General features: G+C 48.0%; 24 protein-coding genes. 10 read left to right on the plus strand and 14 right to left on the minus strand.

Annotated elements, in window-relative coordinates:
- Positions 1-25: 25 nt before the first annotated feature.
- The gene (locus tag ACWHX8_RS10460) at positions 26-1,375 is read right to left on the minus strand and encodes a 2-dehydropantoate 2-reductase (RefSeq protein WP_447968068.1); all 1,350 of its coding nucleotides are present in this window, start codon (positions 1,373-1,375) and stop codon (positions 26-28) included.
- The gene (locus ACWHX8_RS10465) at positions 1,375-2,082 is read right to left on the minus strand and encodes a cyclase family protein (protein ID WP_447968069.1); all 708 of its coding nucleotides are present in this window, start codon (positions 2,080-2,082) and stop codon (positions 1,375-1,377) included. The genes ACWHX8_RS10460 and ACWHX8_RS10465 overlap by 1 nt, the downstream gene beginning before the upstream one ends.
- Positions 2,083-2,179: 97 nt before the next feature.
- On the opposite strand from ACWHX8_RS10465, the gene ACWHX8_RS10470 reads away from it, so the two are divergent.
- Positions 2,180-2,899, plus strand: a complete 720-nt coding sequence (locus tag ACWHX8_RS10470; RefSeq protein ID WP_447968070.1) for an SIR2 family NAD-dependent protein deacylase — start codon at positions 2,180-2,182, stop codon at positions 2,897-2,899.
- Positions 2,900-3,103: 204 nt separating this feature from the next.
- On the opposite strand, the gene ACWHX8_RS10475 is transcribed toward ACWHX8_RS10470, so the two are convergent.
- A complete protein-coding gene (locus ACWHX8_RS10475) occupies positions 3,104-3,916 on the minus strand; it encodes a glycosyltransferase (RefSeq protein ID WP_447968071.1) in 813 nt (270 codons plus the stop codon).
- 5 nt (positions 3,917-3,921) lie between these two features.
- Complete coding sequence (locus ACWHX8_RS10480; protein WP_447968072.1) at positions 3,922-4,194, minus strand: glycogen/starch synthase; 273 nt, start codon at positions 4,192-4,194, stop codon at positions 3,922-3,924.
- A gap of 387 nt (positions 4,195-4,581) precedes the next feature.
- On the opposite strand from ACWHX8_RS10480, the gene thiS reads away from it, so the two are divergent.
- From thiS to ACWHX8_RS10525, 9 genes are all read left to right on the plus strand, one after another.
- Positions 4,582-4,782: a sulfur carrier protein ThiS gene (gene thiS, locus ACWHX8_RS10485; RefSeq protein ID WP_447968073.1), complete on the plus strand. Its 201-nt coding sequence runs from the start codon at positions 4,582-4,584 to the stop codon at positions 4,780-4,782.
- Complete coding sequence (gene cysK, locus ACWHX8_RS10490; protein ID WP_447968074.1) at positions 4,779-5,708, plus strand: cysteine synthase A; 930 nt, start codon at positions 4,779-4,781, stop codon at positions 5,706-5,708. The genes thiS and cysK overlap by 4 nt, the downstream gene beginning before the upstream one ends.
- Before the next feature lie 67 nt (positions 5,709-5,775).
- Entirely contained in the window at positions 5,776-6,603 is an 828-nt protein-coding gene (locus ACWHX8_RS10495; protein WP_447968075.1) for a HesA/MoeB/ThiF family protein, read from the plus strand.
- 35 nt (positions 6,604-6,638) lie between these two features.
- Complete coding sequence (gene thrC, locus ACWHX8_RS10500) at positions 6,639-7,877, plus strand: threonine synthase (protein WP_447968076.1); 1,239 nt, start codon at positions 6,639-6,641, stop codon at positions 7,875-7,877.
- Positions 7,874-8,149, plus strand: a complete 276-nt coding sequence (locus ACWHX8_RS10505; RefSeq protein ID WP_447968077.1) for a MoaD/ThiS family protein — start codon at positions 7,874-7,876, stop codon at positions 8,147-8,149. Before thrC ends, ACWHX8_RS10505 begins: the two co-directional genes overlap by 4 nt.
- Positions 8,149-8,388, plus strand: coding sequence for an NIL domain-containing protein (locus tag ACWHX8_RS10510; RefSeq protein ID WP_447968078.1), 240 nt, complete (start codon positions 8,149-8,151; stop codon positions 8,386-8,388). Before ACWHX8_RS10505 ends, ACWHX8_RS10510 begins: the two co-directional genes overlap by 1 nt.
- An 8-nt stretch (positions 8,389-8,396) precedes the next feature.
- Entirely contained in the window at positions 8,397-9,200 is an 804-nt protein-coding gene (gene moeB, locus ACWHX8_RS10515) for a molybdopterin-synthase adenylyltransferase MoeB (RefSeq protein WP_447971899.1), read from the plus strand.
- 9 nt (positions 9,201-9,209) lie between these two features.
- The gene (locus tag ACWHX8_RS10520) at positions 9,210-9,716 is read left to right on the plus strand and encodes a Mov34/MPN/PAD-1 family protein (RefSeq protein ID WP_447968079.1); all 507 of its coding nucleotides are present in this window, start codon (positions 9,210-9,212) and stop codon (positions 9,714-9,716) included.
- Positions 9,717-9,841: 125 nt separating this feature from the next.
- Positions 9,842-10,207: a hypothetical protein gene (locus tag ACWHX8_RS10525; RefSeq protein WP_447968080.1), complete on the plus strand. Its 366-nt coding sequence runs from the start codon at positions 9,842-9,844 to the stop codon at positions 10,205-10,207.
- 375 nt (positions 10,208-10,582) lie between these two features.
- Here ACWHX8_RS10525 and ACWHX8_RS10530 read toward each other — a convergent pair whose 3' ends face one another.
- The 10 genes from ACWHX8_RS10530 to ACWHX8_RS10575 all read right to left on the minus strand — a co-directional run bounded on the left by ACWHX8_RS10530 (position 10,583) and on the right by ACWHX8_RS10575 (position 18,532).
- On the minus strand, positions 10,583-11,257 hold the full coding sequence (locus tag ACWHX8_RS10530) for a hypothetical protein (protein ID WP_447968081.1): 675 nt from the start codon (positions 11,255-11,257) through the stop codon (positions 10,583-10,585).
- Between the two features lie 4 nt (positions 11,258-11,261).
- Positions 11,262-11,774, minus strand: coding sequence for a peptidylprolyl isomerase (locus tag ACWHX8_RS10535; RefSeq protein WP_447968082.1), 513 nt, complete (start codon positions 11,772-11,774; stop codon positions 11,262-11,264).
- Between the two features lie 42 nt (positions 11,775-11,816).
- Entirely contained in the window at positions 11,817-12,914 is a 1,098-nt protein-coding gene (locus ACWHX8_RS10540; RefSeq protein WP_447968083.1) for a ligand-binding sensor domain-containing protein, read from the minus strand.
- The gene (tatC, locus tag ACWHX8_RS10545; protein WP_447968084.1) at positions 12,911-13,708 is read right to left on the minus strand and encodes a twin-arginine translocase subunit TatC; all 798 of its coding nucleotides are present in this window, start codon (positions 13,706-13,708) and stop codon (positions 12,911-12,913) included. The genes ACWHX8_RS10540 and tatC overlap by 4 nt, the downstream gene beginning before the upstream one ends.
- Before the next feature lie 73 nt (positions 13,709-13,781).
- A complete protein-coding gene (locus ACWHX8_RS10550) occupies positions 13,782-14,024 on the minus strand; it encodes a YdcH family protein (RefSeq protein ID WP_447968085.1) in 243 nt (80 codons plus the stop codon).
- An 85-nt stretch (positions 14,025-14,109) separates the two neighbouring features.
- Positions 14,110-14,640 carry a ribosomal protein S18-alanine N-acetyltransferase gene (gene rimI, locus ACWHX8_RS10555; protein ID WP_447968086.1) on the minus strand — a complete coding sequence of 177 codons (531 nt, stop codon included), beginning with the start codon at positions 14,638-14,640 and terminating at the stop codon, positions 14,110-14,112.
- Positions 14,637-15,329 carry a tRNA (adenosine(37)-N6)-threonylcarbamoyltransferase complex dimerization subunit type 1 TsaB gene (gene tsaB, locus ACWHX8_RS10560; protein WP_447968087.1) on the minus strand — a complete coding sequence of 231 codons (693 nt, stop codon included), beginning with the start codon at positions 15,327-15,329 and terminating at the stop codon, positions 14,637-14,639. Before tsaB ends, rimI begins: the two co-directional genes overlap by 4 nt.
- Before the next feature lie 62 nt (positions 15,330-15,391).
- Positions 15,392-16,216 (minus strand): hypothetical protein, encoded by an 825-nt coding sequence (locus ACWHX8_RS10565; RefSeq protein ID WP_447968088.1) that lies wholly within the window; start codon positions 16,214-16,216, stop codon positions 15,392-15,394.
- The gene (radA, locus tag ACWHX8_RS10570; protein ID WP_447971900.1) at positions 16,209-17,591 is read right to left on the minus strand and encodes a DNA repair protein RadA; all 1,383 of its coding nucleotides are present in this window, start codon (positions 17,589-17,591) and stop codon (positions 16,209-16,211) included. The genes ACWHX8_RS10565 and radA overlap by 8 nt, the downstream gene beginning before the upstream one ends.
- A gap of 77 nt (positions 17,592-17,668) precedes the next feature.
- On the minus strand, positions 17,669-18,532 hold the full coding sequence (locus tag ACWHX8_RS10575; protein ID WP_447968089.1) for a hypothetical protein: 864 nt from the start codon (positions 18,530-18,532) through the stop codon (positions 17,669-17,671).
- Between the last annotated feature and the right edge of the window lie 21 nt (positions 18,533-18,553).

The following is an 18,553-nucleotide window of genomic DNA, read 5'->3' on the forward strand; positions in this document are numbered from 1 at the left end:
TGAGCAACTCACACGGTGAGACGCATTATGTACACACATCCGGTGGACGGGTATCTCGGCCTGCTCCTTGCGTGATTTCAATTCTTGCCACATGCTTCACATTGGCACACAAATCGCCCAGGCCGGGTGTCACCAAACGGAAAGGGCCACCCTTCTCTGAAGAAAGTGAGTTGCCATCGACTTCGTAGATGAGAATACCGAACTCTCGTGCCTGTGCAATGGTCAGCGTGGCGGCAAATTGGCCATCTTGGGAATGAAACGTCACGTGACCGGCCTCAATTTGTAACGTGGCAACGTCCAGCAGGCCACTCAATCGCACGCCACGCCCCTTCATCTTTGGCATCACGACACTGATATCCGGCACCTGCGCTTCTTCCGAGAGCTGACCTAGACTCGTTATGTCGAATGAAAGTGGTTGAAGAACCAGACCTTCAATCAAAAATGTATCCCCAGCTGTTGAGTTGTGTTCAGTCATCACCTTCACCATCGCCGTTAAAGATTCATTCACAGGCGTCGGGACGCCAAATTCTTTACCTTTTCTAACAATATACCCATTTAAAGCATCGATTTCGGTTGGTCGCCCAGCCTTCCAATCATCATACATCGACGTATGAATATCTCGAAGCTCTTGGGACGATTGCACCACGTTTTCAGCCATATGGTCACCAAGTACCACACCATGCCCTGCAGCGACCATCACCACTTCACGAACGATTGTCGAAATAACCGATGACATTTCAGCATGATCCAACGCTTTCGACACACGATCATTGAACAATACCGTGAGAGGATTGAACACACAATTCCAGCACATCTTCTCCCACTTAGCCCGACGAATATCGGAACTGATTGGACAAGCAACTCCTGCATCGCTCAGCAATGCCGCAATCTGATTGACTCGTGGCGTCTGTTGTCCATCTAACTCCCCAATTTTCAGTGCCCCACGCTTGTAATGTTCAATCACGCCGGGCTGAATAATTTTAGAATAGATATAGGCCACCCCTCCAACGATACGCTCCCTCCCAAACCGTTCCGCGAGTGACTCCTCGATAGTGACGCCATTCTGTAAGGTCAATACGATCGTATCAGCTTGCATGACTGGTTCAATCTGCACACACACTTCATCAAAATCGTAGGCCTTCACTCCTAGAATAATGAGATCAGGAGCAGGCAACTCGGTCGGGTCTGAAGCCAGATATTGTGGACGAACGGAAAAGGACCCGAGGGACTGACTTCGTATCGTCAAGCCATTTGCCTTGACGGCTTCAAGCGTCTTCGGCCGAAGTAAAAACGAGACGTGTGGGTATTTGCGGACAAGTTGTGCGCCAAAGAACCCACTCACCGACCCAGCCCCTACGATCATGATCTGCTTCATCACGTTCCCTCGCTTGAATGATTATCACTGAACAGCCGCCTCTCGCCTGTTCTCATCAACACTGCTCGGACCGGTGAGGCTTCGGCTCCAGGCAATCTCAGAGGAAATCCTGAAAACAGGTATTCGCCAGCAGGAACATCTTTCAAATTCAGGCAGACATAGACTGGGATACCAGCTCGGGCAAAAACCGTATGCGTCGGAAAACCACCTTCCTCTTGGTACGGATCAAGGCTGTAATAGTCAAAACCCACAGACAGGGGTTGAAGGGCACACAACATTTCAGCCACGGCCGGAGAAACGGTGCAATATGTAGACGAAAACGTGTCACGTTGGAGCAATTCGGAATTTCTGGTTTTCAAAAATATATGATGTCGTTCCGGGATATCTATCACGTGGAAGTTTTGTGGTCCAATCACATCACAACTAAGATATTCATACACCACGGCTGGCCCATGAAATCGTCCCAGACGCAATTCATCCAATGTTTCTCCATCCCCCAAGAAATGCGCAGGCGCATCCACATGCGTCCCGACGTGGCAATTCATGGAAAGCTGGGAAGCGGTTAGCGCATCACCGTTTTCAATGTCTGACTCTTTCTTGAATATCGGCGGTGAATCTCCTGGATAGCGCAGCATGTTTCTCGCGAGAGGTACCGTGAGATCAAAAACTCTTGACATGTCCTGGGTTAGCTTTTTCGCCTGTTTCATGCCGACAGCCTTATGAACAACGATTGTGAAAATTTTCCATTCATGAGAATATCATCATCCACGAGAGTTCTAAAGCACTCTATACGGATGATGATGTATGAGTATTCTCGATATTCGGGACAAGATCAGCAATGCTCGGTCGGTCGCTGTCCTCACTGGTGCAGGGATTTCAGCGGACAGTGGAGTACCCACGTTTCGTGGAGCTGATGGCCTCTGGAAGAATTTTCGTCCCGAGGAACTTGCATCGCCTGATGCCTTTGAACGAGATCCCAGACTTGTCTGGGAATGGTACAATTGGCGTCGAGAATTATTAAGCACGAAAACGCCGAATGCCGCTCATGAAGCATTAGTTCAGCTTGAGAAGCAAATTGAAAATTTCTGGCTCATCACACAAAATGTCGACGGACTACATCGAGAAGCTGGCTCAACCAATGTATCCGAAATTCACGGTAATATCTGGAAGGTGCGCTGCACAAATTGTGAAACGATCTCACCTAACCATGATGTCCCGATAGCAATCCTGCCGCATTGCCACAATTGCCAAGGGCTTTTACGACCACACATCGTCTGGTTTGGAGAGTCCTTAGCACAGGAAGATCTAGATGCCAGTTTTCGCGCCCTTCGCAATTGTGAAATGTTGCTGATTATCGGAACGTCGGGCGTCGTGTATCCAGCGGCCTCATTTGCCCCCGTTGCGAAAGAACATGGCGCCTTTGTTGTTGAGTTGAATTTAGACCCTACCCCAAACTCCGATCTTGTGGATGTCTCATTCCAAGGCCGAGCGAAAGACTTAGTTCCGCTGTTATTACCAAACTAAATACAGCAACTGATTCAGATACATCGACAGATTGCGTCAATAACTCATCAGTTGAGTATGCATACAAATGTCCACCGAAATAGTTCTCTTACAACTTAAACGAGACGTCTATTCACAGGAGGCGGATTACTATTTCAAGGGAAAAATGAAGGACGCGATGTTATGGGTTGAGAGATTACACCCTCACTGGCAAGGTTCTTTTGACTACTCGACACTGACACAGTCGTTTATGAGATCATCATAGAGTTGAATATGAAGAGAGATGGCATGGTTAACTTCAAAATTCTCTTGGACATACTGCCGCCCAAGGGTGCCGCGTTCTTCCCACCGATTATTCTCCAGCAAATAGGTAAGACCGACATCGAAACGGTTATCTGTGACATGATAGCCGAAGTCGGACGAAAACCCATCCGGATTGACTGCGCTCAGAATAGCGCATCCATGGGCTGCGGCCTCTAAAAATGAGTTCGGTAATCCCTCCCGAGTTGCGGTATTCACCAGGATCCAGCTTTCCTCAAGAATTCGTGAATGCCTCTCGGAATCAAACTGGTCCACAAAACCGGGCATGTCCAAATTCCGAACATGTGCAAACGTCGATCTGAGATGTGCATCCCATTCTCGGTCCCTTGAACTGCCTACGGCAATAAATTGAACAGCAGGGAAAGATTCCGCTAATTGCAGAAACAGCTCGGGCCGCTTTCGTCGATCCCAGCGTCCCATATAACAGACTGTAGGCGTTTCAGCTTTACATACCGCCTTTGGAATCACCACAGGCGTCGGGAGAACAGATGGGGCCTCCAAGAGCTTATACTTTTCTTGCACTTTCGGAATTAATAGGTGAGCGGCACAATACACCCCATGGGCTTTCTGAACAGCTTTTCGCACAAGCGGATTATCTTCATAAAGATAATTCGACAACACTTGCAGCTTTCCAATTGAAGGAAGGGCATATTCCATTTTCCAATCGACATGGTCTCGCGTGTCTCGCATGGTCACCACATGCTTTTTATGTGGCATGGCTTTCATGGCCAAATACGTGCCGAAGGACGGCTCACAGGAATGGTACACATCAGCATTACATTGGACATATAATGATCGTGATGACCAGGGATGCAGCTCAATACATGGATTCCATCAACCTCTTCTTGCGGCTGCTGCCCTTCCCGCCTGGGAACGACGGCAAACACCTCCACGCCTCGCTTGACCAACTCCCGTCCAATAGTTCGAGCGGCCCGTCCAAACCCTCCATATTTCCCCCAGCCAAAAAACTCCACACAGATGAGGCACACTCGCATATTCTTCTTCCACTCTTTAAGGAGCAAGAACTAAATTTGATCAGTCACGATTCCCAAGAGTCTCTTCGCGGCAATATTAAGCACACGGCAGAACAGTACGTGGTGCGCTTTTTCTGTCTCATGCAGATCTCAGAAGTACGCTCCTACCCCAGGGTAGGCTGCATCGTGTTCATGAGGAGGAAAGACGTGGAGCTCGCACTTACACAATTGGAATATTGCTACATCGTAGGGATCGGAAGAACTCTTCAGAAAATTAAATAAAAGGGTCAGGCCGTGCGTGAAAAGAGGCCAGATGAGAGGCATGCCGGCCATTTTCTTGACTGGTTATACGGAAGTCTGTTACGTTTTTTTGTTTAGGTTATCTATCGAAAAAGTATGGAGTTTTCAATGCAAATCAGCATAAATGGGAAACCTGAAACTATTGAAGCCAGCACAATTTCTGATGTCCTGAAAGTCAAGGATATTGACCCTCAACTCGTTGCGGTTGAGTTAAATACCGAAGTCGTTGAAAGGGAGCACATGCCGACTACAACAGTTAAAGACGGAGATAAGCTGGAGTTCCTCTTTTACATGGGTGGCGGTCAGTGACCACATCCAAGCTGACACACATTACAGAAGGTATTGGCAATACCCCGATCGTGCGTTTAAATCGACTCTCTCCTGAGGGCGGAGCCACGATTTATGGAAAAGCTGAGTTCTACAATCCTGGTGGGAGCGTCAAAGACCGAATCTGCCTCAATATGATCGATGAGGCGGAAAGCCAAGGTCGACTAAAACCAGGTGGAACGATTGTTGAACCAACCAGTGGCAATACAGGAATCGGCCTAGCTTTAGTCGCAGCGGTTCGTGGATATAAATTAATTTTGGTCATGCCCGAAGGCATGAGCCTTGAACGGGCCAGCCTCCTCTCTTCTTATGGGGCACAGCTGGTCTTGACGCCAGCTCGTGAAGGCATGCGAGGTTCTATCAAAGAGGCTGAAAGCATTTTAGGTCAAAACCCTGAATATTTTATGCCTGATCAATTTTCAAACCAATCGAATCCGGCCATACACAAAAAGACGACCGCCCCGGAGATTTGGGAAGCCCTTAATGGAAAAGTCGACGCGTTTGTTGCCGCCGTTGGCACTGGTGGAACCATTACAGGATGCGGGGAATATTTTAAAGAACATAATCCCGCAGCTACAATCGTTGCCGTCGAACCCGCCGGCTCTCCGATTCTTTCAGGAGGAGAGCCCGGTCCACATAGAATTCAAGGCATTGGGGCTGGGTTTATTCCCAAAGTCCTTAACCGCACGATCGTGGACAAGATCATCACAGTCACCGATGAAGAGGCCTACCAATACACCAAGCAGTTGGCCAAGAAGGAAGGGCTCTTGGTCGGCATCTCGGCCGGCGCCAATGTCTTTGCGGCACAAAAAGTTGCAGCACAGATGCAACCGGATCAACATGTCGTCACCGTACTATGCGACACTGGAGAACGATACTTGAGTATGGAGAAATATTTTAATATTTAAATGACGCGAATGTAGACACCTACATGGCTGAGCATACGAACAACGCAAGAGACTGTCGAGTACACACATGGAATTTTCTGAAGAGCAAATCAATCGCTATAGCCGTCATATTCTTTTGCCAGAAGTCGGAGGGAAGGGACAGAAGAAACTAGCTAACGCCAGCATCTTTATTGTTGGAGCCGGTGGGTTAGGTTCACCCGCCGCGCTGTACCTTGCCGCGGCAGGAGTGGGCAGAATTGGATTAATTGATAGCGATGTTGTTGATCTATCTAATCTACAGCGTCAAATCTTACATCACACCTCTGATGTAAGTCGGCCTAAGGTGACCTCGGCAAAAGAAAAAATTCTGGCACTGAACCCTGATGTCAACGTCGAGGTGTATGAAGACCGACTGACTTCTCGCAATGCGTTGGAACTGATCAACCAATATGATGTTGTCATCGATGGCGTCGATAACTTTCCCGCAAAATTCCTGATGAATGACGCCTGTTATTTTGCCAAGAAACCACTCGTTCATGGCGGGATTCTTCGATTCGACGGTCGTGTATTCACCATTATTCCCGATCAGTCCGCCTGCTTTCGGTGCATATTTAAAGAACCGCCACCACCTGGACTCGTGGCAACCTGTCAGGAAGCAGGCATCATTGGTGTCGTCGCTGGAATTATTGGCATGACACAGGCGACTGAAGCCCTGAAACTCATCTTGGGCATTGGAGAGCCGTTAGCGAACAGAATTCTTGACTTTAATGCACAGACAACTGTCTTTCGGGAGATTCGTACCAAACGAAATCCGAAATGCCAACTCTGTGGGCCGCAACCAACAATCACAGAATTAATTGACTACGAGCAAGAAGCCTGTCAACTGCAACCCCCTGCTGGCATCAGCGCCTCGTAACATTACCCACAGCCCTTCAGTGGGAGGATAGACTTATGGCTAAAATGAAATCCCTCGTTTGTCGCGAATGCGGCAAGGAATACCCAACCAAAGACATTCATGTGTGTGAGCTCTGCTTTGGTCCATTGGAAGTGAAATATGACTATGATGAGATTAAAGCCTCCATATCACGGGAAAAAATTGAAGCCGGGCCAAAAAGCCTTTGGCGATACATTGACTTATTGCCCGTAGAAGGACAACCCACCGTTGGAAAATACGCCGGATTTACTCCATTGGTCCGGGCTCATAACCTTGGAGCCTACCTTGGCATTGATGAGTTGTACATTAAAAACGATTGCGTGAATCATCCCACGCTCTCATTTAAAGATCGAGTGGTGGCGATTGCCTTAACCCGTGCACGAGAACTGGGGTTTGAAACGGTGGCCTGTGCTTCAACCGGCAACCTGGCCAATTCTGTCGCGGCGCATGCTTCGTCTGCAGGCATGAAATGTTATGTCTTCATCCCTGGCGATCTCGAAGCCGCGAAAGTACTCGGAAATTTAATTTACCGACCCAATGTTATTGAGATTGAAGGAACATATGACGACGTCAATCGTCTTTGCAGTGAAATTGCCGGAGAACGGAGATGGGCATTCGTGAACATCAATGTCCGTCCGTACTATGCCGAAGGGTCTAAAACGCTTGCATTTGAAACTGCAGAGCAATTGGGATGGAAAGCCCCCGATCAAGTTGTCGTACCCATGGCCTCAGGCTCCCTGTTAACGAAAATCTGGAAGGGCCTCAAAGAATTTGAAAAACTTGGGTTAATTGATCAGGTCACGACCAAAGTCAATGGAGCGCAAGCGGAAGGCTGTTCACCAATTGCCACGGCATATAAAAACGGACGAGATTTCTTTAAGCCCGTCAAACCAGACACCATTGCAAAATCTCTGGCGATTGGAAATCCCGCTGATGGATACTATGCCTTGAAAACCGTCTCGGAGAGCCATGGAGCCATGGATTCCGTGACGGACGATGAAGTCGTTGAAGGCATTAAACTGTTAGCGCAAACGGAAGGTATTTTTGCTGAAACAGCTGGTGGAGTCACCATTGGAGTTCTTCGTAAACTAGCCAAACAGGGAATCATCAAAAAGCATGATGTGACCGTAGCCTATATTACCGGAAATGGATTAAAAACACAGGAAGCGGTGATCGACTCCGTAGGACGTCCAATTCGCATCCAACCCAGCCTGTCCAACTTTACTAAGAAATTTGAATTAGAGGAGCCGGCATGACTAAAGTTCGCATTCCCACACCCCTTCGACCTAAAACTGGCGGGAAGAGTGAAGTCGAAGTTCAAGCCTCAAACATTTCTGAAATGATTGAGAGTTTAGAAACGTCATATCCTGGAATTAAAGAACGCCTTTGCGATGAAACCGGGGAGATTCGTCGATTTTTGAATATCTATTTAAATGAAGAAGACATACGATTTCTTGAAGGGAAAGATACGCTTCTGAAAGACACCGATGAAGTTTCAATTATTCCTGCCATTGCAGGAGGAAAATAATGGCTAAATTACGATTTCACATTCGGTATCCAGAAGAGAAAATTCCCGATCCGATTCTGTATGAAATTGGACAGGAATTTAAAGTCATCACGAGCATTCGGCGAGCCGATGTCCGTGAAACCACGGGATGGCTCGACGTCGAATTTACAGGAGATGTCGATGAAATTGATCAAGCCATCTCAGGACTGCGCGACAAAGGATGCATCGTTGATCCAATCGAACTCAACATCGTAGAGTAGGAAATAAACTGGTGGAATTTACCGACGAACAAATTCAACGTTATAGCCGGCATATCATCCTCAATGATGTCGGCGGCAAAGGCCAACAAAAAATCAGACAAGCCAAAGTGCTGGTTATTGGCGCAGGCGGACTCGGGTCCCCGGCAGCACTCTACCTTGTGGCTGCCGGTATCGGTACGTTAGGACTTGCAGACGGCGACGTGGTCGACCTCTCAAATCTTCAACGGCAAATCCTTCACACGACCGATAGAGTTGGAACATCAAAAGTTGAATCAGGAAGGACGATGCTCGCAGCACTCAATCCTGATGTCCAGTTGAACCTGTACACGGAACACGTTAATGCCTCCACCATTTCCTCGTTGATTCAGCATTACGACATTGTGCTTGATGGATCAGACAATTTTTCCACACGCTTCCTTGTCAATGATGCATGTTTCTTTGCCAAAAAGACGTTGATCTCCGGAAGCATCTTTCGTTTCGAAGGACAACTGGCCACCATTAAACCGCATGAAGGTTTTCCGTGCTATCGCTGCTTATACCCTGAACCTCCACCAGCTGGCCTTGTTCCGAACTGTCAGGAAGCGGGTGTACTCGGCGTACTCGCCGGAACCATTGGGGTTCTCCAAGCCAATGAAGCGATCAAAGAAATTCTTGGAATAGGAGAATCCTTTGCCACTCGACTCCTGTTGTATGATGCGCTCGATATGACGTTTCGCAACGTCAAACGCCCCAAAGCACCAGATTGTCCACTCTGTGGTCCCAATCCGACGATTACAACACTCGAAGAATATGATGTGTCCTGCAGCATCTAAGCATTTTCCATGCTGACCATTCCAGCTTCCATCGCGAAAGATATGATTGCCCATGCTCAGGAGCTTGCTCCTCATGAATGCTGCGGCATTCTCGGAGGAAGCCATGACACGGTCACGCAGCACTATCGCATCACCAATATCCTTGCGAAATTATCTGAAGACGAATTGGCGCGATTCGATGCCCCCAAACTGTCTGACCTGAAACAACTGTCCCCGGAAGAACGCGCCGACATTGCGTTTCAAATGGATTCGCACGAAATGGGAAAAGCCTTACGAGACATTCGCAATCAAGGCGTCATGCTACAAGCCTTTTATCATTCGCATACAATGAGTCCAGCTCGTCCATCGCAAACCGATATTACCATTGCCATGGAATTTGAGGGTTACCGCGAGAAGCTCAATCTGCCCCAACCTCTCCACATTATTATCTCTATACTGAATTCAGATTCACCAGATATCCGTGCCTATCGTATTCAAAATGGTGAAGCAACTGAAGTTCCCACCACCCTCTCCTAATCCGTTCTCTTGTTTCTGCGTTTAGAAAAATTTTCATCACATGTTGAAAAAATTCTAGACTTAGGCAAGCACAGCCTGACATAATAGGCACCTTCAAAAGGACAACTTAGCTGGAGGCATTTTTTATGTTTACCCCATTCCGAACTTGGTGCATTCGGATTATTTTTCTTATGATTTGCGGATCATTCCTATCAACCCCCCTGGTCAGTGCATCCCAAACCCCAGGCGAAACAAAAAGTTATTACAGTCCAATTGTTCGAATTGAAATGGAAAAAGGGTTTTTTCTCATTACGACCGATTCAGGAATACTGTGGGTACAAGTGGAAGAACATGTCAAACCTCACCTCAAGACATTGGGCCTTGGCGACATGATTGATGTTGTGGTTGAGTTTCGTCCTGATAATTTACCCCCGCTTCTCAAGACGTGGAAACTAGCCAGAAGCCAGTCTCCGTGTAAATTATTTGATGGAAATACGTGTCGAACGAAGTAAGTGACTCTCACAGATTTCCCTTCACCTATCCAAGACCCACACATGGATCTTGCGGGTTCTGTATCTGAGAAACGATGATTGATTTGAGTAAAGTTTCTTGACAGACTCACCAGTAACGCTCTTCTCTCCTGGGCCATGCCGCTTCAGGCTTCCCGATACTCATCTCAACAGGTATCAGTACCAATAAGACGTCTCTTCCCGTGAAGCCAATTATCATCGGAACAATTGATCCTTACCAGCATTCATATAACGCATGCTCTTCAAACATCATAGTCGTCCCAATACACTTAAAATATACGAAGCGTACTAAAGTCGTTGTATCCTACACATGAAGAAGTCGTCTACGTCGTAAGAGCAGAGGAAGAATAGATAGGCTTACATACGGATAGTCGAAAAGCGGGAGAGATCAAGAATGATTTCTTCTTCGTGTGCCTCTCCCAGGAGGCGATCAAGAAAACTAATGGTATTAGGTATCGTGTAGTCGGAAGGCTCAAACAGGACATCAAGGGTTCGTGGAGTGAGAGAATAGGAGGGATGACGACGATCATAAATCATACCAAACGGTGGAATGCTGTAGACGGTTCGGTAATTGCTGAGCATGAAATGGAACTCTTCTTTCTGTAGAAATACGACTCCTGAAGTAACTTCTCTCGTAGTCGCATTCAACGGACTACTCAGATAAAACGTGACCACTTCTTCCGGAATAGCCTTCCGCAACGCCGTTCCAATATGTTTCGTGAGAAACGCCACTTCTTTTTCTGTGAAAGCCGGTACAATTTGAGCCTGGTCCAGAAACAATAAAAGGAAGGCCGATCGGGTTTCTTGGATCAATAACCCTGTAAATATCTGTGTGAGCTGCTCTTCCGTCAAATGTGCTGGATGTGCATGGAGCGTTTGGGGCTCATCGGATCGTGCGGTGGGAGAATGTTCAAGCCGGACAAAGGAGGCAGGATCTTCATAGACCACGTGAGAATAGAGTTGAGGAGCGGCACAGCCTGCAGCAAACAGCACCGCGCACAGCCCCCCAATCAACACCCAATACGTACGCATGATCTTAAGAAATCGATACGGTCATTTCCACACGCTCGTGCGGATTATCTCGCTCATCGCGTTTCACGGCGACAATTCGATCAACCGTTTCCATACCGCTCACAACCTCACCAAATGCCGTATATTGTCCGTCGAGAAAATTTGCATCGGCCACACAAATAAAAAACTGTGAACCAGCACTATCCGGATCTTGAGACCGTGCCATCGATAGCACTCCACGTTTGTGGGGTTGTTGACTGAACTCCGCCGCAACTCGATACCCAGGCCCCCCGGTCCCATGGGTCGAACGATCAGGGCTCTTACTGTTCGGATCACCGCCTTGTATCATAAATCCAGGAATCACTCGGTGAAACGTTGTGCCATCATAAAATTTTTCGTTAGCAAGTTTCATCATATTTTCAACATGCTTGGGAGCAATATCAACATAAAACTTCAGTTGAATGTCACCCCACGCTTCACCATTGACCGACACGGCAATGGTTGCTCGCGTTTGCTCATTCACGACGACATCACTCATACCATACCCTTTCTCGATACTCGAAATAGAAAATATGAATACTTAAAATGGACCAGACCGCAGGGTTTGTTGTCCTAACCCTTCACTCACATTTATCCAGTTGGCTCCCCCATTATCGCTTCGAAAAGCCCCAGCACTGGTGCCAGCATACAAGACTCCCTGAGGAGTAAGCAGCAACGTCTCAATCGCCGTTTCAGTGAGTCCGGTATTCCTAGGCTGCCACCGCCGACTTTCTTCGTCTAACTGGTAGATACCTCGACCTGTCCCGACGTATAAGCCTGAATCATCTGACACAATACCGCGAATGGAATCATTGGGCAGTGAACGACTGATAGTATGCCAGGACGTCCCTTGATCCGTACTTCTGAAGATCCCACCGTCTTGAGTCCCTAAGAAAATGTGATTGTTCTTTCCGGTCGCAACAATCCGGAGAAATCGATGCGATAATCGTTCTTTGGGATCAATCAATTCTGAGGCTTTTCCTTGCCACTTCGACGCAGTCGCTCCACTGATATCATATCGAAACAGTCCCTTCCCAGCAGTGGCAGCAAGAAGAATGTGATCCTCAACCAGGGCCATGCTGGCAATGAGTAATTGATCCAACTCATCGGCAACAGCACTCCATGTTTGTACGGACGCATTCCAACGATAAATTCCGCGTCCCGTCCCTGCAAACACGCCTTTCGAATTGACCAGCAGCGACTTCACTTCAACGCGTTTGAGACCCTTACTCATTGATTCCCATTGCTGACCGTCGTCCGTCGTACGAAATACCCCACCCCGAACCGTTCCAGCATACACTCGACCTTGCGCATCCACGGCTAAACAGAGAAGAAACCGATCCGATAAGCCTTCATTCATGGCTACCCATGATTTTCCACGATCGTCACTACGAAAAACACCGGTACCAAAAGATCCGGCAAACACGACACCATTTTTGGTCACAGCAAGAGCCTGCACACTTGGAGAAAATGGCTCTCCCGCTGGAGCAGAAGGATCTCCATGAACACGAGGGGTCGACTGTACGCGAACCGCATCCCAAGAAAACCCCAACAGCATACATGTGACAAATGTACCTAACGCAATCCGGCACGCCAGGGATGAGCGATGGCCTATCCTCTGCTTTAAAGTCTGTATCATGCGTCACGCCCTTCCTGAGGTGGAACATCCGAACCTGGAGGAACGTCCTCCTCATCTTCATTGGCTTGATCTTCAGCCGTTGCTGATGGTCGTGGCTGCCAAAACACTTTTGCGCCGATGATCCCAATTTCATAAAGAATAATAAGGGGAACCGCCATGAGGAGCATCGTAAAGAGTGTGGCATCTGGCGTCACAATGGCTGAAAGGATCAGCGCGATCATGGCTGCATGCTTTCGGTATTGTACGAGCATGGCCGGGGCCACAAAGCCAACACGAGCCAGGAGAGATGAGACGAGTGGAATTTCAAATGCAAATCCAAAGGCCAACAGAAATTTCACGTTAAAATCGACATAGGTTCCCACGGCCAGTTCCGGACTGATTGATCGATCCATGCCGAAGGACACAAAGAAATCAATGACAAGGGGAAGGATAATCAGATTACAAAAGACGAGTCCCAGAACAAAACAGGCTAACCCTAAACAGAATAATGGGATAGCCCAGCCTTGCTCTTTCTTTAATAAAGCCGGTTCAATAAATTTCCAAAACTGATAGAGAATGACTGGAAAACTCGCAACGATGCCAGCCAAAAACGAAATCTTAATGGAAGCAAATAGGGCTTCGGCGGGGGAATAAAAAATGAGTGTGTCTTCAAAGGGTCGTTTAAACCAATCAATCAATACCGCGGAATACGAAAATGCCACCATAAAGGCGACTAACACTGTCGCCCCAATGATGATCAGACGTCTTTTGAGTTCTGAAACGTGTCGATTTAACGGATGTGCAAGGGTGGGCATAACATCATTGCGAGGGAAACAAAGCATCAGGCCCATGAGGAGGCTCATACGCCTCCATGGACCTGCTAGATTCCTAGGAAACAGTCACATCACACGAATCATCTCGACATTGGCGAACGAGCCAGGCCATGCGATCTTTTTTCCCTAACTTTTCCTTCTGTAGTTGTTTCTTTAACGTTTCCTCTTGCGGTGTCAGCACATGATTTTTGAGAAGCGCTTGCAATTCAATATCAAGCCGGTGATGAGCCTCCTCCAACTCACGAAATTCAGAATTAGAGGCTCGAAGCTGTGCTGCAATTTCTTCGTCCGTCACCATGAGAACCCTCCTTCGTTGAGTGATTCATGAAAAAGACGAGGCCTCTGTATCCCATAAATACTCGCGAGCACTGCGGGGAACATTCTTAGGATTCTGTGCTCGGAAGGGCGAGAGGCTCCAGAGCCATAAGCATAGCATCCTCGATAGGATTCGTATAGTAGTGCCGACGTGTCCCGTAGGATGTAAACCCAAATCGTCCATAGAGGGCTCGCGCTGAACAATTTGATTCCCGAACCTCCAAGAGGGCACGCTGAGCCCCTTGACTCATGCCTATTTCCATGATTTTCTTTAATAATTCAGAACCGATACCTCGTTGCCGCATATCAGCCTCGACGGCGATATTCATAAAACGTAATTCTTCGAAAACAGTCCATGCGCAGATATACCCGACCATCTTTTGGGTTGCGGGTTGCGGCTCTCCAGGCAATTGCGTCGAAATATCATCACAACGCGCAACCAAAATGAGGCTAAATTCATTTCCACTCAATTCAGCTTCAAAGGCTTTGCGAGACCATGGAACTGAAAATGCGTTATTTTCAAGAATTTCCAATTCGTCAAGATCTTCAAGTGAAGCTTGAGAAATTGAGAGACCCACAATATCGCCTATACCTTTCATCCTGCCCTCTGACGCTTGACCTTCTGAAGCTCAGCATACGGAGGAAGCACATAGCGTGGAGTCACCCCAACATCTGCAACATCGCCTCGTGCGAATCGTTGAAGACTTGCCAAGCCAACGTTCACCGCATTCGCCAGATGCGTATCTGACGGGGCTGAACGCAATAAAGTAGACGGCTCTTGAATAGCGTACTGGCAATGAAGCCAGCCTTCTCCAAAACCCAAAGCCGGTTCTTTGAGAGACTGCAGCAAAGACTCAATCGACCCGACCTGATCATCTGACACACGTTTCAACTCCCCCATTTCCCACTGAAATCCTGCCCAATACACCTCGTTCGCTCTTGCTTTGATCATGGGATACAAAAGCCGGTGATCGGTTCGAAGGTTCCAAGCCATCGCTTCAAGCGTCGGCACTGCCACCAACGGAAGATTAAGCGCCACACGAAATCCAGCCATAGCCGCAAGGCCTGCCCGTAATCCCGTAAATGATCCAGGTCCAATAGACACGGCAAGACCAGAAAAATCCACGAGTTTGAGCTGAAGCGACTTCAATAATTCATCAATCGTCGGTATGAGTCGACGCGTATGTGAACCTTGCGCATCGAGGCTTTGAGAGCCCAGAACCTCTGCGTCTTCTAATGCCGCGACACTTTGTTGGCTTGTCGCTGTCTCTACAGCAAGAATGCGCATCGTAAATGGTGTCCTCGATCGTTACCGAATGTACGAGATATAACGTTTGAGGGTGAAACCTGTCATGATCCTTCGTTAATGGCAAGCTCTTGAAACAGTAAGGTGACTGACCCAGATAACCGATCATCTTCAGCCGTAATATGAAACGGTAAGTACATCGTCCTTCCTGATGGATCAGCAGGTGATGTCGATAGTAGACGAAAATCCTGACAGGTAATACTCATAAGAGTCTTATTCTCCCGATCTACATACTCCACATGCACAATATCATAGCGCTGTTTATCTACCCAGAGACGTGTCAGCGTCACGTCGTTATCGTTGTGTTCCTGATCGCCAGGAGTTGGCATGTCCAAACGAAACCTTTCGTCCTCTTCATACACATCCATGTCATCAAGATCGAATGCTGTGATTTTCCCGAGCACCGCATCCATCGCACGTAAACTTAGTTCAACGACTTGCCCAATATCTCCTGCACGCCCAAGCTCCTGAATGTTCCCGGTTGTCAAACGACTACTTGCCGGCATCATCAATCGATAGGCATCACCATTGCGAATAAATTGAAAAAACGTTCCACCAACTGGGGTTAAGCCTCTCAAACGAATGGAGTCCGGCCGTGTATAAAACACTACCCCAGGCATGGTCTTGGAAATAGGCAGGATTGAACCGGTAATCGAAGCCTGGAACAAGCCTTTGAGATTGTGAATACTGGATTCTTTCACACGCAACGTCGTGAGGATATCTTGAGCCTTCTGAGGCGAAACGGTCTGCTCAGGTTGAATGGCCACCGTTGCACAGCCATGAAGCAGAACGCTCGCCATACAGAGACAGAAAAGAATCAACCACCGTAGAGACAATTGCCAGCCCTGTTCTCTCTTCGCTTCAGGCATCAGCCATCACCAGATCAAATGCACCACGAATTTCTTGAATGCCAACCATCTCCATTCCTGGAATCGGTTTCCACTTCTTCAGGTTTCCTTCCGGAAGCAGACAACGTTCAAAGCCGAGTTTCATGGCTTCCCGGACTCGAACCTCCACTTGATTGACGGGTCGGACTTCACCGCCAAGCCCGACTTCTCCAAGAACGATTGTCCGAGGATCAATCGGACGGTCGCGAAGACTTGAGACAACAGCCACAACAATACCTAGATCCATCGTGGGTTCGTCTATCTGTAATCCTCCAACAACATTGATGTACACATCCTGACCTGAAAGATGAAGACCAAGACGCTTTTCCATGACGGCTAAGAGCAAGGCCACTCGATTCTGTTCAATGCCATTTGCCATTCGTTTGGGCATTGCATAGCCTGTCTCAGCGACAAGAGCTTGGAGCTCAACTAAGATTGGACGGGAACCCTCAAGACTTGAGACAACAACCGATCCCGTTCCCTGCTCAGGACGACCACTCAAAAACAATTCAGATGGATTGTCTACTTCGGTCAACCCGCTATCATTCATTTCGAAGACGCCAATTTCGTTTGTTGCGCCAAAGCGATTTTTTACGGCCCGTAGAATACGATAGGCATGTCCCTTATCGCCTTCAAAATACAACACCGTGTCGACAATATGTTCAAGCAGCCGAGGCCCGGCAATCACCCCTTCTTTGGTCACATGACCAATGAGGAACACAGGCACTGCCGTTCGCTTGGCATACCACATGAGTTGGCACGCCACTTCCTGCACTTGACTCACGCTTCCAGGCGCTGAACTGATGTCTTCAGTAAATACGGTTTGAATTGAGTCCACAACCAGGGCTTGAGGTTCTAATTCTTTGGCAACCTGTAAAATTTCTTGCAATGACGTCGCCGCATGAATATACAGTGACGGACAGGATACGTTGAGCCGATCTCCTCGCATCTTAATCTGTCGCACCGACTCCTCACCGGACACATAGAGAACATTTCCCCCTTCACGACTCAATGAGGGAAGAGCCTGAAGGAGCAACGTGGTCTTTCCAATACCTGGGTCTCCTCCAACTAATATGACTGAACCCGGCACCACTCCACCGCCCAGGACTCGATCCAACTCCCCGATCCCAGTGGGCAAGCGCATTTCTTCCGAACCATTGATCTCTCCAATGGGCATCGGAGTCTGGGTCTCAATCCCAACACCAGCGGGTCGATTCCCTCCGGCCTTCCGAATGACTTCCTCTTTCATAGAATTCCATTCGTTACAATCGGGACATCGCCCACTCCACCGCGGTGCGTGATAGCCACACGATTGGCAACAGAACGTGGTCTTTGTGCTTACCGTTTTTCTAGACATCATCGATCATGAAAGCTCAACATTGTCTTCATCGATATACGAAACCCTTGAAACGAATCATGCGTGAGATGAACGACTCACAAATAACGACGAACCTTCTTCCAGCCAGTCACCACATTGGCGCGCCTTGGAAACGTTCTCTCGCTCTCAGTTTCTTGAATAATCACGGTCTGGATTCGACGTTCGACCAAGACTTCAGCAAACTCAACCGTTCGTCCGATACCGGCAGAAACATTTTCCCAACCATCTGCATACATGTGTTCAAGAAATTTGATGAAGGCCTTAGGACCTGGCTGAACCATCATAGGGATACCAGGAGGAAAGCCATGTTGCTTCAACCACAATTGCATGGCTTGATTGGATTCACTAGTACTCCTATAGAGATAGACGATGTTGTAGTAAAACTCCCCTAACTTTTCGAGTTCAAAACTGGAATCCTGTTCATGGTCGGGCAAAGACTCGCTTCCCATCTGTAGGGAAGTCAACGACTGCATCAGATCACTCTGCACGTTTGCGGGAAACAATGCTCCAATATCGACCAGAAGAATTGGTCTTCGTCTCTCCCAAACAAATAAAAATCCCGTGGATTCTTGATCTGACACACGAGAACTATTCTGCACCTTCGCTGTAATGGTTAAATTCCCACGAAGCCGTGGCGTATAGTCAAGATAGGCATAGCCATCCTCGCCTGTCATACCCTGCCCCATCAAACGATTTTGTACGAAAAAATCTATCGCTTCACCACCAAGCCCAACCCGCTTCCCATTCGACTGGCCGCGAAAGAGAAAGGCCTTCAATTGCGTTCCTTTTCCAGGAAGGACAAGCACATCTTCTACCACAAGAGTCGCGCCTACCCGTTCTTCGGCAAAAGCTACGGTCACCAGTGCGGTCGAGGACCACAACAGACCAGCGGCCACGAACATGGCCCCCAACATATTCATAACGCTGTTCTTGCTGATAAC

This window comes from Nitrospira sp. M1 (assembly GCF_965152605.1).

Excerpts from the sequence above, each read along its gene's own strand:
- rimI (WP_447968086.1), bottom strand. The coding sequence starts at position 14,640 with ATGAAAGGTATAGGCGATATTGTGGGTCTCTCAATTTCTCAAGCTTCA.
- ACWHX8_RS10540 (WP_447968083.1), bottom strand. The coding sequence starts at position 12,914 with ATGATACAGACTTTAAAGCAGAGGATAGGCCATCGCTCATCCCTGGCG.
- ACWHX8_RS10565 (WP_447968088.1), bottom strand. The coding sequence starts at position 16,216 with ATGCCTGAAGCGAAGAGAGAACAGGGCTGGCAATTGTCTCTACGGTGG.
- ACWHX8_RS10460 (WP_447968068.1), bottom strand. The coding sequence starts at position 1,375 with ATGAAGCAGATCATGATCGTAGGGGCTGGGTCGGTGAGTGGGTTCTTT.
- ACWHX8_RS10550 (WP_447968085.1), bottom strand. The coding sequence starts at position 14,024 with ATGGTGACGGACGAAGAAATTGCAGCACAGCTTCGAGCCTCTAATTCT.
- ACWHX8_RS10530 (WP_447968081.1), bottom strand. The coding sequence starts at position 11,257 with ATGCGTACGTATTGGGTGTTGATTGGGGGGCTGTGCGCGGTGCTGTTT.
- thiS (WP_447968073.1), top strand. The coding sequence starts at position 4,582 with ATGCAAATCAGCATAAATGGGAAACCTGAAACTATTGAAGCCAGCACA.
- ACWHX8_RS10510 (WP_447968078.1), top strand. The coding sequence starts at position 8,149 with ATGGCTAAATTACGATTTCACATTCGGTATCCAGAAGAGAAAATTCCC.
- ACWHX8_RS10470 (WP_447968070.1), top strand. The coding sequence starts at position 2,180 with ATGAGTATTCTCGATATTCGGGACAAGATCAGCAATGCTCGGTCGGTC.
- ACWHX8_RS10495 (WP_447968075.1), top strand. The coding sequence starts at position 5,776 with ATGGAATTTTCTGAAGAGCAAATCAATCGCTATAGCCGTCATATTCTT.
- ACWHX8_RS10525 (WP_447968080.1), top strand. The coding sequence starts at position 9,842 with ATGTTTACCCCATTCCGAACTTGGTGCATTCGGATTATTTTTCTTATG.
- ACWHX8_RS10575 (WP_447968089.1), bottom strand. The coding sequence starts at position 18,532 with ATGAATATGTTGGGGGCCATGTTCGTGGCCGCTGGTCTGTTGTGGTCC.
- tsaB (WP_447968087.1), bottom strand. The coding sequence starts at position 15,329 with ATGCGCATTCTTGCTGTAGAGACAGCGACAAGCCAACAAAGTGTCGCG.
- thrC (WP_447968076.1), top strand. The coding sequence starts at position 6,639 with ATGGCTAAAATGAAATCCCTCGTTTGTCGCGAATGCGGCAAGGAATAC.
- ACWHX8_RS10505 (WP_447968077.1), top strand. The coding sequence starts at position 7,874 with ATGACTAAAGTTCGCATTCCCACACCCCTTCGACCTAAAACTGGCGGG.
- ACWHX8_RS10475 (WP_447968071.1), bottom strand. The coding sequence starts at position 3,916 with ATGCCACATAAAAAGCATGTGGTGACCATGCGAGACACGCGAGACCAT.
- ACWHX8_RS10465 (WP_447968069.1), bottom strand. The coding sequence starts at position 2,082 with ATGAAACAGGCGAAAAAGCTAACCCAGGACATGTCAAGAGTTTTTGAT.
- ACWHX8_RS10520 (WP_447968079.1), top strand. The coding sequence starts at position 9,210 with ATGCTGACCATTCCAGCTTCCATCGCGAAAGATATGATTGCCCATGCT.
- ACWHX8_RS10535 (WP_447968082.1), bottom strand. The coding sequence starts at position 11,774 with ATGAGTGATGTCGTCGTGAATGAGCAAACGCGAGCAACCATTGCCGTG.
- radA (WP_447971900.1), bottom strand. The coding sequence starts at position 17,591 with ATGTCTAGAAAAACGGTAAGCACAAAGACCACGTTCTGTTGCCAATCG.
- ACWHX8_RS10480 (WP_447968072.1), bottom strand. The coding sequence starts at position 4,194 with ATGCGAGTGTGCCTCATCTGTGTGGAGTTTTTTGGCTGGGGGAAATAT.
- tatC (WP_447968084.1), bottom strand. The coding sequence starts at position 13,708 with ATGCCCACCCTTGCACATCCGTTAAATCGACACGTTTCAGAACTCAAA.